The sequence below is a fragment of the Streptomyces sp. NPDC049954 genome, from assembly GCF_040656295.1.
Classification (GTDB): Bacteria; Actinomycetota; Actinomycetes; order Streptomycetales; family Streptomycetaceae; genus Streptomyces.
The window spans coordinates 476,794-490,104 of the sequence record NZ_JBFALS010000003.1 but is presented as its reverse complement, the minus strand read 5'-3'; the positions used below and the strand labels follow the sequence as shown (position 1 = coordinate 490,104).

The following is a 13,311-nucleotide window of genomic DNA, read 5'->3' as shown; positions in this document are numbered from 1 at the left end:
CCCCGGGGTGGGGCGGCGGGCCCCACCAAGTGGCTGAGGGCCCGTTCGGCCAAACCCGTCTCCCGGGCCGACTGGCGACTACGTTCCGATTTTGGGCCCCAGATAGCCGATTTCCAACTTTCCTTCAGCAGCCAGTAGCCGGAAGTGCAAGCGCCCGGCGCCCGGAGTGAAGCGGCCGTGCCAGTCGTAGCAGCGCCGGTTACCGTTCGCGTCCGAGAAAAAGCAGAGGCGTTTGCGCTGCTCATGCTCCGGGGTGATCTTCGCTCCCTGCCAGAGAGGAACGGCTGTCTCCGTCGGATCCCAGCGTGCCGCCGACTCCTCCAGGCGTGCGAGCAGACCACGCGCCTGGAGGAAGGCGGGCCTCTGCAAGGCTTCAAGCTCCTGCTGGACCTTGGGCAGGAAGCGGAGCGAGGGGAAGAAGTCGGCCCGATTCGCCCACAGCCCGGCCGCCGAGTCGAGCGCCTCCAGCCCGGCGGCGCGGGCCCACTCCTCGTGCGGCTTGAGGTCGACGGCTCGGGAACCGTGGCGCACCGATTCGGTCGTCTCCGTCAAGACCAGTTCGCCGTGGTCGTTCTCAGCCAGAGCGCGAACGACGACCTCCAGCCAGGAGCGGTGCCAGGCGCGGGCCAGTGGGAGACTCACGCACATGCCGTCCATGAGGTGGGCCGCACCGATCCCTCTGGCACGTTCGCCCGCGTACTCGTATTCCACCTCAGCCGACGCGGCGTGTGCGGAGAGCACGTCGGCGTAGGGGGCCCGGTTGCGCAGCGCCTTGATGAACTGCCGCTGATTACGGTGCCTGTTGTCAGCGGCCCACTGCTGGTAGTAGTAACCCCGGGCCAGCTCGGACTGGACCAGTGGGGACCGGGTGACGAGGGCGATCTCGCGCCAGGACCGGGCCTCCCGCAGCAGTCCGATCAACTCGTCCATCGCCGTGGCCACTTCTCCTGCCGAGGCTTCGGACGCGCAGGAACGCTCGTTGAGAAACAACAGCAGTGGCATCTCCGCCCCCTGGTTGACAGTCGCCTGGCCGTACTGGCCGGTTGCCCTCCACGCTCCCTCAGTCCAGCAACTGGTCGAGGGAGTTCTCCCACTCGTCGAAGAAGCCACGGGGCCACTCGGACAGCATGCCGTCCTCCTCCATGCGAGGGGTGACCACCTCCACGCCCTGCCCACTCCTACGGAAGAAGTGCACGGCGGTCGCGGATGCCGGGAGACGGTCGTTCTTGACCGCGATCCGTAGGCCGTTGAGGACGTGATCCGAGTGGGTCTCCACCAGGAGTTGCGCGCCCGCACGAGCCGCGGCCGTGGCCAGGAACGCCAGCGAGGTCTGCCCCTGCGGGTGAAGGTGCGCCTCAGGATTCTCCAGCAGGACGAGTGATCCCGGCCGCGCGGTGAGGCAGGCGACGACGATGGGCAGTGCGTACGTGAGCCCGAAACCGACATTGGTCGGCCGGTACCGGTTGGAGGCGTTGACCCCGGCGCCGAAGCCGTAGCTGAGCCGCACCGAATCCGTCCCGTCGATCCCGATGGCCTGGAGGTTGACGCCGGGGCAGAGCCGCTGCATCCAGGCGTCGGTCTGCGCGAGCAGGGTGCCGGAGGCCGTCGACGGGTGGCGCAACGCCTCCTCAACGGGCTCGTCCTGGTGAACGCGCAGGTAGTTGACGGTGTGCTCCCCCCGGGCGCCGAGAAATCCGCGCCGTACGACGGCATGGTGTGAGCGTGGGTAGCTGATGTCGGGGACGATACGGTCCGCCTTGAGGTACTGGAAACCCGGACCGAACAGCTCGGGCAGCGCCGCGGCCGGGTGCATACCGACCACGGGGGCATTGACCAGTCTGAGCAGATCGTCCTCGGGACCGTACGCGGCGCGCCAGGTCACTCCCCTGTCCGGGCGCCCGACCGGGACGACGCCGAGACCGATGTCGGGATCGTTCTTGGGATAGGCCTCGTGTCGTACATCCTGACCGGTGCCCAACTGGACGAACTCGCCGTTCAGGAGCAGGCCCGAGTCCTCGCCGTCCTCCAGTACCCCGGCCTCGTGAGACTGGCGCAGCAGGGCGAGGGCTTGGAGCACGGAGCTCTTACCGGAGGAGTTGAGGCCGGTGAGCAGGGTGAACGGCGCCAGAACGAGGTCCTGACGGCTGAACGCCTTGAAATTGACGACAGAGACCCGATCAAGCACCGAGGACCTTTCGGAACATCTCGTCCAGCAGACGGAAGCGGAGGCGGACCTTGGCGATGTCGCCCGTGCCCGAGGAGACGGAGTTGAAGAAGTCCGGTTCCAGCATGAGCCGGAAGAATTCCTCGTCCATCCGGGCACGGCGCGCTTTGAGTAGTTGGACGTCTGACTGCGGATAGGCGGAGAGGGTGACTGACTGAGCCTCGAACAGCGCCTTGTTCACCGGGGAACGTCGATTGACATGGGGGAACCTCTTACGAAATGCGTGTTCGCCGAAAACAGCGTGGCTGGCCCTCATGCTGTAGATGAAGTCCCGGCGGAGCTCGTTCCGCCCCTTGTCGTCCAAGGCGTTGATCTCGTGCATGGCCTGGCGGAGGAACTTGTCGAAGTCCCCGCTGAGGTAGTCGTCCGGTGGGGTCAGGGAGAAGGCCACGAAGCGGAGGCACATCTCCCGGTCGGACATGCGCTCCGGCGAAACACTCCCGCCACTCGCCCTCTGGAAGGCGTCGGAGGCAGCGAGGTCTGCGAGGAAAGCACGGGCGGGCCCGGGAATGAGAGCGTGTCGCAGCTCTTGGCGCGTAAGCGCCCGCCCTCCGGTGTTGATGCGGGCGAAGATGTTGAACTTGACCTCTTCCGGGGTTCCCCGCCGGATGAGCAGGACGACCAGTTCGGTCTCCTCGATGCGCGTCTGGAGCCGACCGGGAAGGTCGGCGAAGGAGCAGTCATTGAACTCGGTGAGGTACTCCAGCCCGGTCAGACGCAGCGGCTCGGCCCCGATGGAGTCGGGGGCGACGAAGCGGGCGATGGTGGAGAGACGCTGCACCCCGTCGACGATGGCCCAGCTGTCGTCGTCCCCCTCGGCGGCGTACAGCGTGGGCAGGGTGATGCGCAGCAGCAGCGACTCGATGAGCCTGCTCTGTGCCTTGAGGGTCCAGATACCGGCCCGGCGCTGGAAGTCGGGGGCAAGGTCGATCGTTCCGCGATTGATACGGTTGAGCAGGAGGGAGACGGTCGGGTTGCGGGTCTGGACCTCAATGAGATCGGGGTCGAAGGGGCTGTCGATGCGCTCACCGATATCCTCCTTTTCCACGTCCGTACTGTGGCCCGTCTCGTCCAGCTCGACGGGGATCATGCCCTGGACGGCATCTGGCCGGGGAGCGGTCGCGCCACTACTCATGGTTTCCAAAAGCCCCTCTCGGCCGGTCCGGCTTCGTCCAGTGAGCATCGTAAGCGCACCGTGCGAGGCGGCCGTGCCCGGAGCGGCCGCTCCTCCCCCGGCCTCCTCGTCCGCGCCGCGACCAGCCACCCGGCTCACCCCTCGCTCATGCCCGGCGGCGGCTGGCCCTTCGTCCAGACCGGCCGCACGGCCAGCTGGGTGAAGCGCCAGCCGGCCGGGGTGCGGTGGAGTTCCGCCTCGAAGCGGCCGCCCACGAAGAACAGGGGGTCGGCCCGCTCCCCGCGCTCCCGGAGGGTGGCCTCGTGGTGGACGTGGGTCATCAGCGCGTTCCACGAGGCGGTGGCCCGCCCCTCCTCCGCCTCCGTGTCGGTGATGAGCCCGGAGGCGATGTGCTGGGTGCGGTCGAAGCGGCGCAGGGCCCGCTCGGTGGCGCGGACGGCCTCGGCGCCCTGGTCCACCCCGACCGGCATCTCCATGCGCGCCTGGTCCGTGAAGAAGTCCCGGGCCCAGCCCGCCGGGAACTCCCGCGCGTCCAGTGCCCGGAAGTACCGGTCGACGAGTCCGCCGATCTCTGTGTGATCCGCATGCGTGGTCATGATCGGAGCCTCCGTCATCAAGTGGACTTGAGGTCAAGTCCGCGAACCCCAGGTCGGAACGCTGCCGGCATCCGGGCCCACGTCCCGGTCGCCCCGCCCTCCCCCGCACCGCACGCTCGTTCGACGTGACGGTTCTCCTGTCGCGCCGGGGCTCCCGTACGGGTGCGAAGTGCGGATAACGGAGGGTGGGCCCGCTCGGCGTCTCGTAGGTTGGGACCGATGCCGCACACGCGACGGCAACGGCCAACTTGCGCACGAGGGGCAAGACTTGAGCACCGACGAAGAGTTCAAGATCCTCACCTGGGAGTACTTCGGCGAGGAGCTGAAGCGCGCCCGGATGGCAGCCGGTCTCACCCAGTCCGGACTGGGCGGCCTGGTGTTCGTCTCGGCCAGTTACATCGCCCAGTTCGAGACCGGCCAGCGCAAACCGCAACTGGACGTGGCGGAACGGATCGACCAGGTTCTGGGGACCGGGGGGATGCTGCACCGGCTGGTCAGGAAGCTCGTCATACTGGCCGACCGCCCGGCCCGCGAGGCTCAGGACAAGGCCCTGTACCAGGCGAGGTACTTCGCGCACACGGAGGCCCTCGAACACCTGGCGACGACCATCGACGACTTCGCCCCGATCCTCGTTCCGGGGCTGTTGCAGACCCCCGGCTACATCCGGGCGATCGTGCTGGCGGCGCGTCCCTTCGCCACCGAGGAGTACATCGAGGGGCAGATCACCGGCCGGGCCGTACGACAGGAGATCCTGAAGGACGCGACACGGCCTCAGTACTGGGTGGTCCTGCACGAGCACGTCCTGCGGCTGCCGGTCGGCAGTGACACCGTGATGGAGGGGCAGTTGCAGCACATCGCCGACCTGGCCTCGCGCGGTGAGATCGGCCTTCAGGTGCTCCCCGTCAGCGAAGGGGCGCACGCCGCCATGGGCGCGATGCTGACCTTGATGACGTTCGAGGACACACCGCCGGTCGGCTACACGGAGACCGCGTTCTCCGGAACGCTGATCGACGATCCGTACAAGGTCAGCCGGGCGCAGGAGGCGTACGGCCTGCTGCGGTCCGTGGCCCTGTCACCGGCGGTGTCCCTTGATGTGGTCTCCTCGGTGGCGGCGGACTTCGGGCGGCGTGCGCGCAAGGCCTGACCCTGCGGGCCGCCGACGGGACCGCGCCTCCGTACGCCGGGCGGCACGGCGCTGAGGGTGCGCCACACGGCAGGTGCCGCACCCGGGCCCGCCGCCAGGCTACGGCTTGCGTCCCACGAAGCCCCACTGTTCCAGGGGCTCCCCCGTCAGCGGTTCCTCGGGGCGCCACAGGCTGATCGAGCCGAAGCCGGGGTCGAGCACGTCGAGGCCTTCGGTGAAGCGGGCCATGTCCTCCTTGGGGCGGGAGATGTACGGCATCGCGCCGCCGTCCGCGTAGTCGTCGGAGGCGGCCTTGGACTCGGGTGTCTCGATGGTGTCGCACTGCACGAGGTAGCTGCCGGAGGGCAGCGCGTCGAGGTAGGAGCGGAGCAGGGCGTGGGCCTCGCCGCTGTCGGCGACGTGGCCGAGGGTGGACATGATCAGGACGGCGACCGGCCGGCTGAGGTCCAGGGTGCGGGCCGCCTCCTTCAGCACGGCGGGCGCGTCCGTGAGGTCGCCGTGCACGTAGTCGGTGGCGCCCTCGGGGCCGCTGGTGAGCAGGGCCCGCGCGTGGGCGAGGACGATCGGGTCGTGGTCGACGTACACGATCCGGGAGGTGGGGGCGGCCTCCTGCGCGACCTCGTGCGTCGCGTTGGCCGTGGGCAGCCCCGTACCGAGGTCGAGGAACTGCCGGACTTTGGCCTCGGTGGCCAGGTACCGCACCGCTCGCGCCTGGAACTTCCGTGAGGCGCGCGCGATCTCGATGATCTGCGGGTACAACTCGGCCATGCGCTGGCCCAGTTGGCGGTCCGCATCGTAGTTGTCCTTGCCGCCGAGCCAGTAGTTCCACATCCGGGCGGAGTGCGGAACGCTCGTGTTCAGGCTCTGTTCCATGTGGCGCAGGCGGTCTTCCAGCGGCGAGCTCATGGCGTCGTCTTCTCTCGCTAAACAACTCGGCGACAGCACACGCGGGGGTGGGGCGCGTCCTGTCGTCCCGGGATGCACATGATCCCCCAAGGCCCCACGGGACACCAGCGGTTCTTCGGGTTCACCGGTCCGGCCCGGCCGTCCCTCATCCCCACACCACGCAGCCGCGTGCTTCCAGTTCCCCGCGTACGCCTGCCGCCTCCGCCGCCCCTGTCCAGCGCACGTCGAGTCGTTCCAGCGCGGGCAGCCGGGTCAGCCACTGCGGCAGGGTGGTCAGCGGGTTGCCGCGCAGGTCGAGTTCGCGCAGCAGGGGAAGGCCCGCCAGGCACGCGGGGACGCTCGTGAACCGGTTGTCGCGCAGCTCCAGGCGGCGCAGTGCGCGCAGTTCCGCGAAGGTGGCGGGCAGGGCGGTCAACGCGTTGCCGCGCAGGCGCAGTTCGCGCAGCCGGACGAGCCGGCCGAGCGAGTCGGGCAGGGTGCGCAGGTGCGCGTGCTGGGCGTGCAGTTCGAGGAGGGCGCCCAGGTCGCCGAGCGTGGCGGGGAGCGCGGTCAGGGGGTTCTCGCCGATGTTGAGGTAGCGCAGGGCGGTGAGCCCGCCCAGGCTGTCGGGGAGTGCGGTGAGGCGGTTGTCGTGCAGGTAGAGGCAGTCGCTCAGGGAGGTCAGCGCACCCAGTTCCTCCGGCAGCCCGGTGAGCAGGTTGTGGCCGAGGTCGAGGGTGCGCAGGGCGTGCAGGCGGCCCACGGCGGCGGGCAGCGCGGTCAGCTCGTTGTCCGCGAGGATCAGCGTGGTGAGGCCGGTGCGCTCCCACACCTCGTCGGGGACCCGCCCGCATCGCCGCTTCCAGAGGTCGAGCGTGTCCCCCACCGTTTCCTCAGCCGCCCGAGGTGTCGGACTCGGCGTCCTCGGTGAGGGCCGCGCAGTCCCACGGGTCGTTCAGCCAGCCGTCGGGGAGGGTGACGCGGTTCTTTCCGGAGGTACGGCCCCGGGGGCCCTCGGCGGCGGCCGGCCAGGGCTGGTCGAGGTCGAGGTCGGCGAGACCCTCGGCCAGCTCCGCGAGGGACGAGGTGACCGCGAGCCGCTTGCGCATCTCGGAGCCGACCGAGAAGCCCTTGAGGTACCACGCGACGTGCTTGCGGAAGTCGATGACGCCGCGCGCCTCGTCGCCCAGCCACTCGCCGAGCAGGGTCGCGTGGCGCAGCATGACGTCGGCGACCTCGCGCAGGGACGGGGCGGCGGGTGCGGCGGTGCCCTCGAACAGGGCGACGAGGTCGCCGAAGATCCAGGGCCGCCCGAGGCAGCCACGGCCCACGACCACTCCGTCGCAGCCGGTCTCGCGCATCATGCGGACCGCGTCCTCGGCGCACCAGATGTCGCCGTTGCCGAGCACCGGGATCTCGGGGACGTGCTCCTTGAGGCGCGCGATGGACTCCCAGTCGGCGGTGCCGCCGTAGTGCTGGGCGGCGGTGCGGCCGTGCAGGGCGATCGCGCTGATGCCCTCCTCGACGGCGATCCGGCCCGCGTCGAGCGCGGTGAGGTGGTCCTCGTCGATGCCCTTGCGCATCTTCATGGTGACCGGGAGGCCGTCCGCCCCGGCCACCGCCTCGCGCAGGATCGCGCGCAGCAGGTTGCGCTTGTAGGGCAGGGCGGAGCCGCCGCCCTTGCGGGTGACCTTCGGCACGGGGCAGCCGAAGTTCAGGTCGATGTGGTCGGCGAGATCCTCCTCGGCGATCATGCGGGCCGCCTTGCCGACGGTGGCCGGGTCCACTCCGTAGAGCTGGATCGAGCGGGGCGTCTCGGCCGGGCCGAAGCGGACGAGCTGCATCGTCTTCTCGTTGCGCTCCACCAGCGCCCTCGTGGTGATCATCTCGCTCACGAACAGGCCCTTGCCGCCGCTGAACTCCCTGCACAGGGTGCGGAACGGCGCGTTGGTGATGCCCGCCATGGGGGCGAGCACGACGGGCGGCTGGACGGTGTGCGGGCCGATCGTCAGAGGGGTGGCGACGGCGGGGAACGCGAGGGACATGGATTCATTGTCCCGCACTCCGCCGGCGCCGGTGTTCCGGTGTCCACAGCACCTACTTATTAGTTAGTTAACCGTACTATCGACTAGGCTTGTCGTCATGCCCGAAACGCCCGCCTCCCCGAGCGCCGAGTCACCCGCCTCCCGCACCCCGTCCCCCGGCGGCTCGTCCCCCGTCCTGAGCCACCGGCGCCGGATGCTCGTCCTGGCGATCTGCTGCATGAGCCTGCTGATCGTCAGTCTCGACAACACCGTGCTGAACGTCGCCCTGCCCTCGATGCAGCGTGAGCTGCACGCGAGCGTCTCCGGGATGCAGTGGACGATCGACGCGTACACCCTGGTCCTGGCCTGCCTGCTGATGCTCGCGGGGTCCACCGCCGACCGGATCGGCCGACGCCGCGTCTTCCGCCTCGGGCTCCTCGTCTTCACCCTGGGCTCGGCCCTGTGCTCGGTCGCGCCCAACCTGGAGCTGCTGGTCGTCTTCCGGATGGTCCAGGCGATCGGCGGCTCGATGCTCAACCCGGTGGCCATGTCGATCATCACCAACACCTTCACCGACCCGCGCGAGCGGGCGCGGGCGATCGGGGTGTGGGGCGCGGTCGTCGGCGTCTCGATGGCGGCCGGTCCGCTGGTCGGCGGTCTGCTCGTGGACTCGGTCGGCTGGCGGTCGATCTTCTGGGTCAACCTGCCGGTGGGCATCGCGGCGCTCGTGCTCACGGCGCGCTACGTGCCCGAGTCCCGGGCCGCGCGGGCGCGCCGCCCCGACCCGGTGGGTCAGCTCCTCGTGATCGCCCTGCTCGGCGCGCTGACCTTCGGCATCATCGAGGCGCCGGACGCGGGCTGGACCTCGCCGCTCATCCTGGCCTGCGCGGCGGTGGTCGTCCTGGCCCTGCTGGGGCTGGTCCGCTACGAGGGGCGGCGTCCGGAGCCCCTGATCGACCTGCGCTTCTTCCGCAGCGCCCCGTTCAGCGGGGCCACGGTGATCGCGGTGTGCGGTTTCTCCGCGCTGGCCGGCTTCCTGTTCCTGAACACGCTGTACCTCCAGAACGTGCGGGGCCTGGACGCGCTCGACGCGGGGCTCATGATGCTGCCGATGGCCGCGCTGTCCTTCGTGTGCGCGCCCCTGTCGGGCCGCCTCGTCGGCTCGCGCGGCACCCGCGTCCCGCTGCTGATCGCGGGTGCGGCGATGACGGCGAGCGGGCTGGCCTTCGCGGGCTTCGACGCGCAGGAGCACACGTGGAGCCTGCTGGCGGGCTTCGCCCTGTTCGGTCTCGGCTTCGGTTTCATCAACGCGCCGATCACCAACACGGCCGTCTCGGGTATGCCGCGCGCCCAGGCCGGGGTCGCGGCGGCCGTCGCCTCCACGAGCCGGCAGACCGGCTCGACCCTCGGCGTCGCCGTCATCGGCGCCGTGATCGCCTCCCGCATCGACCCCTCCTCGTACGCCGCGACCTTCTCCGGCGCGGCCCGCCCCGCGTGGTGGATCCTCACGGGCTGCGGGGTGGCCGTCCTGCTCCTGGGCCTGCTCACCTCGGGCGGCTGGGCGGCGGGCACGGCCCGCCGTACCGCAGGACGCCTCGCGATCGAGGACGCCGAGCCGGCGACGCCCGCCCAGGTCACCGTCGTCAAGGACTGACCCGCCCGGTGCACGTGAACGCGCACGGCCCCTCCACCATCCTGATGATCCAGGACCTCCGCGATCCGGCCACCCCGTACGCGGGTGCCCTGCGGATGCGGGCGGCGCTGGGTGACCGGGCCCGGCTCGTGAGCGTCGACAGCGGCGGGCACGGCGCCTGCCTCAACAACGGCAACGCGTGCGGGGACCGTACGGTGACCGCGTTCCTGACGACGGGCCGGCGCCCGTCCGGTGACGTCCGCTGCCCGGCCTGAGCCCCGCAGCCGGGGCGGGGGCTGACCGGACGGGTCCCGCCGCTCAGGCCGCGACCGGCGCCGTCTCCCGCCCCCGTTCCCCGTCCCGCGCTCTACTGGCCCGCATTCACAGCTCGCCGCCAGCGCCTGGGCACTCCTGCCGTCGCCCCGTTCTGGCCCTGGCTGCACCGGTCGCGACGTTGAGCGAGCATCGTGATCGGGAGAAAGCCTCTGTGAGTGGGCGGCCGGTTCCACGGCTTCAGCCAACCGATTTGAGGCAATCCTCTAACTCGACGCCCATGTCCGGTCGCACCGCCCTAGACTGCCGATCAGTTGATCGGCATACCAAATACGGGGGGACACCTTGGATCCGATTTCGATGGCTGCGAGTCGAGCCGTAGGTTCCATTTTGGGAACGCTTGCTGGCCGATTTTTGAGACAGGCAGGTGGTGGTATCGCGAACAGGATTGCCGCTCGCAACGCCATAAAGGCCGGACCCAACACATTTCACTCTGTCGCACTTGAGCAGATCCCCAACCTAACTCCCGCATCCCGAGAAAAGATTGCCCAATTCATCCAGTCAGGAGAGTTTGAACAATTGACTTTGCGACTTTCCATCGCAACGTCCGCCAACAAGAAAAGCGAAATTGCCGCATTGCGGAAGTCTCTAAATGAATCCATGAGGCTTTATCGCACTGTTCCGGAAAATAATCTACAGGCAGTTTCCGACGCCCTGTTTGACGATCTCTCCGCAGCTATCACGTCAAAACTTGCAGAGCTAAATTCCGAGAAGAAGGTCTCACTAACATCAGCAAGGGTCGTTTCAGCGCAAGCTGCGGCAAGCACGCGAAACTGTGATCTAATTTGCAAGATTGACGATCTGCGCACCTACGACGAATTTCATAAACATTTCAGTCGACAGGTTGCACTGACTGAGAACAAAGTTAGACCTCCACAAATTGACTCGGGTAGCCGCATCGCCATCGATCGAATCTATGTGCAAGCAACCCTAAAAGAGGAGGGAGATAACGAGGAAAGATTTCACAGAGAAACTGCGCTTCTACCCAAGGACATCTTTGAAAACTACCCCCGCGTGGTCATCCTCGGGGATCCCGGCGGAGGCAAATCGACTCTGGCTACGAAACTTTGCGTTGACTTGGCTCGAGGAAGGAACCGCGGATCAGCCGCAAAGGCGCCTTTCAAGGTCGTCATGCGCGACTATGCGAAATACTTCCAAAACTCACGAGTCTCAATCGTGGAGTACATTGAAAAGATTTGCGGTGCACTTTATTCAACACCGGCACCGGAAGGCTGCATTGAATATCTTCTCCTCAACTCTCGCGCCGCCGTCATCTTTGATGGCATGGATGAATTGACGAACACCGCCCTGCGTCAGGATATGGTTAGCGCAGTCGAAGCCTTTTCGCTGGCCTATCCAGGTACTCCGATCATGGTCACTTCGCGCAAGGTTGGATACGACCTGTCACCTCTCGACGCAGATCTCTTTGAGGTATTGACGTTGGGTAGTTTTTCCTATGGCCAGCGCCAATCCTACGTGCGAAACTGGTTCGGTTTGATGCGTTCTGGAGGTCAATCCGAGCGCACTAGGCTTGCTGAAAACTTCCTCAACGAGCTTTCACACGCAGACGACCTCGGCGGCAATCCGCTAATGCTGGGGCTCATGTGCGCCCTATATAGGGGCGCTGGGTATATTCCGCGAAACAGACCCGAGTTGTATCGACGCTGCTCAGAGTTTCTCTTCGAGAGGTGGGATTCCTCTCGTGGAATCCTCGTAGAGAAGCCGTTCGAGCGGGGTATGCAGAATGCCATGTTCGCTCTCGCGCTTAATCTTATGCAGAGTAACGACGGCGCATCTGGAATCACAGAGAAAAGACTGGTTCAGTTCACGACCAGCTATCTCCACGGTCGATACTACGAGGACTTCGATGCCGCCCAGGACGCCGCACGCCAGTTTGTAGAATACTGCCGTGGGCGCGCATGGGTGCTGACGGACGTAGGAACAGACATCGCAGGAAACAATCTTTACGCCTTTACGCATCGCACGTTTCTCGAGTACTTTGCGGCGCGACAGATCGTACGCGAATGCAGCGACGTCAGGTCGATCTTGGATGTTCTCTATTCCAAATTGCGGGTGCAAGAGTGGGATGTAATCGCGCAGCTCGCGATTCAGACACTCGACGAGAGACTCCTTGATGGGTCGAACGGGGCAATCCTGGCGCTACTTGAAAAAATTAAAGAGGAGTCCGATCGTAGCGCCCGGATAGCAATCACATCATTCTGTGCGCGGTCGGTCGAGTTCATGGATCTACGCCCAGCCGTTTTGCGTAGCGTCACAGACAACTTCCTTCAGATGATTCTTGCCGGATCGATTCCTGAAGATAGGAAGAAGCATTCGCTTTCATCTGCGGCTAGGGGCCTTTTGAAGGCGCCCGCTGAGTTGCATCCAGTGATTGCCGATCAGATTATTACCTCAATTACGGCGATGCCGGAAAAGACTGAATGCCTCGCCTTCGCCTTGAGCCTAACGGCTTACACAGGAACTGCCGACGACCGCGGCGGTAACTACTGGAACGAAGTGGAAAATCAAGTTGTTGATACCTTCGAAAAGGAGATTGAAGATCTCTGCATTTCTGAACCTTGGTTCGCCGTGAAAATGTACCAGAAGGGGAGGTGCACGCTTGATGAAGTAGTTTCGCGACATGGCGTGAAAGTGATCTTCGAGGACGGTCACCATAAAATGGCGGCTGCATCGAGCCCCGAAAACCTTTACACCTTCATGACCTATAGGGGTCAATCCCTTGGAGGGATTGAAGAAGTCGGCGACGCGGATTCGGCGAATCCGGAGGGTTTGCGCAAGGAGGTAGCGCGAATGTTGGAACTCCTGCTTGCAGCGCCAACTCCCTGGGCGAAGATGGTGAGGATGCACAGATGGGAACACGATGAAACAAATTCGATCCCTGAGGACAGCGATCAGCTATTCCTGAGGATTCTTAACGTAATGTTGGGTGGGGATCGCCTGCTGGAGCTAGTGATCGGGACCAGGAAGCGGTTCACTTCTGGCCAGCGAGGCTCCATCTATCGAGCAATTTCGCGTGCCCGCAAAGGAGAAATCGGAGAAACCAAACTGCGTCAGGTGCTTGACATTCTTCCTGAGGACAGGGCGAATTTCGTAGTGAAGTGGTGTGCGCGTGAAATCGATATCTTGGAAGTTCACCTCCAGTAGAAAATGAAGTGATTACATTCAGACGCCCTGATTTCTTATCTGAAGTGCTCCGGCTCGCCCACGCCGTCGTAGGGGCCGATAAACACCCAGGCGAAGCCGTCGTCGTGTTAAATGACGACCGGGCGGGTGTCCAGTCGCGGAATATTGGCGAACACGCGATGGCCGGATTCGA

General features: G+C 66.1%; 10 protein-coding genes and 1 pseudogene. 4 read left to right on the top strand and 7 right to left on the bottom strand.

Annotated elements, in window-relative coordinates:
• Window positions 1–78: 78 nt before the first annotated feature.
• The 4 genes from AB0J21_RS08585 to AB0J21_RS08570 all read right to left on the bottom strand — a co-directional run bounded on the left by AB0J21_RS08585 (window position 79) and on the right by AB0J21_RS08570 (window position 3,955).
• The gene (locus AB0J21_RS08585) at window positions 79–1,002 is read right to left on the bottom strand and encodes a hypothetical protein (RefSeq protein WP_363145088.1); all 924 of its coding nucleotides are present in this window, start codon (window positions 1,000–1,002) and stop codon (window positions 79–81) included.
• A gap of 58 nt (window positions 1,003–1,060) precedes the next feature.
• On the bottom strand, window positions 1,061–2,185 hold the full coding sequence (locus AB0J21_RS08580) for a DUF3696 domain-containing protein (protein ID WP_363145087.1): 1,125 nt from the start codon (window positions 2,183–2,185) through the stop codon (window positions 1,061–1,063).
• A complete protein-coding gene (locus AB0J21_RS08575; RefSeq protein WP_363145086.1) occupies window positions 2,178–3,272 on the bottom strand; it encodes a DUF262 domain-containing protein in 1,095 nt (364 codons plus the stop codon). Before AB0J21_RS08575 ends, AB0J21_RS08580 begins: the two co-directional genes overlap by 8 nt.
• Before the next feature lie 221 nt (window positions 3,273–3,493).
• Window positions 3,494–3,955: a nuclear transport factor 2 family protein gene (locus tag AB0J21_RS08570; RefSeq protein WP_363145085.1), complete on the bottom strand. Its 462-nt coding sequence runs from the start codon at window positions 3,953–3,955 to the stop codon at window positions 3,494–3,496.
• Between the two features lie 268 nt (window positions 3,956–4,223).
• Here AB0J21_RS08570 and AB0J21_RS08565 point away from each other — a divergent pair, with 268 nt between their 5' ends.
• Entirely contained in the window at window positions 4,224–5,099 is an 876-nt protein-coding gene (locus AB0J21_RS08565; protein WP_363145084.1) for a helix-turn-helix transcriptional regulator, read from the top strand.
• 99 nt (window positions 5,100–5,198) lie between these two features.
• Here AB0J21_RS08565 and AB0J21_RS08560 read toward each other — a convergent pair whose 3' ends face one another.
• From AB0J21_RS08560 to dusB, 3 genes are all read right to left on the bottom strand, one after another.
• Entirely contained in the window at window positions 5,199–6,005 is an 807-nt protein-coding gene (locus tag AB0J21_RS08560) for an SAM-dependent methyltransferase (RefSeq protein ID WP_363145083.1), read from the bottom strand.
• A 145-nt stretch (window positions 6,006–6,150) separates the two neighbouring features.
• Complete coding sequence (locus tag AB0J21_RS08555) at window positions 6,151–6,870, bottom strand: leucine-rich repeat domain-containing protein (RefSeq protein ID WP_363145082.1); 720 nt, start codon at window positions 6,868–6,870, stop codon at window positions 6,151–6,153.
• 7 nt (window positions 6,871–6,877) lie between these two features.
• Window positions 6,878–8,029, bottom strand: coding sequence for a tRNA dihydrouridine synthase DusB (dusB, locus tag AB0J21_RS08550; RefSeq protein WP_363145081.1), 1,152 nt, complete (start codon window positions 8,027–8,029; stop codon window positions 6,878–6,880).
• Between the two features lie 193 nt (window positions 8,030–8,222).
• On the opposite strand from dusB, the gene AB0J21_RS08545 reads away from it, so the two are divergent.
• The 3 genes and pseudogenes from AB0J21_RS08545 (at window position 8,223) to AB0J21_RS08535 (ending at window position 13,139) form a co-directional block, all read left to right on the top strand.
• Window positions 8,223–9,662, top strand: a complete 1,440-nt coding sequence (locus AB0J21_RS08545) for an MFS transporter (RefSeq protein WP_363145225.1) — start codon at window positions 8,223–8,225, stop codon at window positions 9,660–9,662.
• A gap of 14 nt (window positions 9,663–9,676) precedes the next feature.
• A pseudogene (locus tag AB0J21_RS08540) lies at window positions 9,677–9,916 on the top strand (alpha/beta hydrolase); the annotation flags it as partial.
• 358 nt (window positions 9,917–10,274) lie between these two features.
• Window positions 10,275–13,139 carry an NACHT domain-containing protein gene (locus tag AB0J21_RS08535; RefSeq protein WP_363145080.1) on the top strand — a complete coding sequence of 955 codons (2,865 nt, stop codon included), beginning with the start codon at window positions 10,275–10,277 and terminating at the stop codon, window positions 13,137–13,139.
• The last annotated feature ends 172 nt before the right edge of the window (window positions 13,140–13,311 follow it).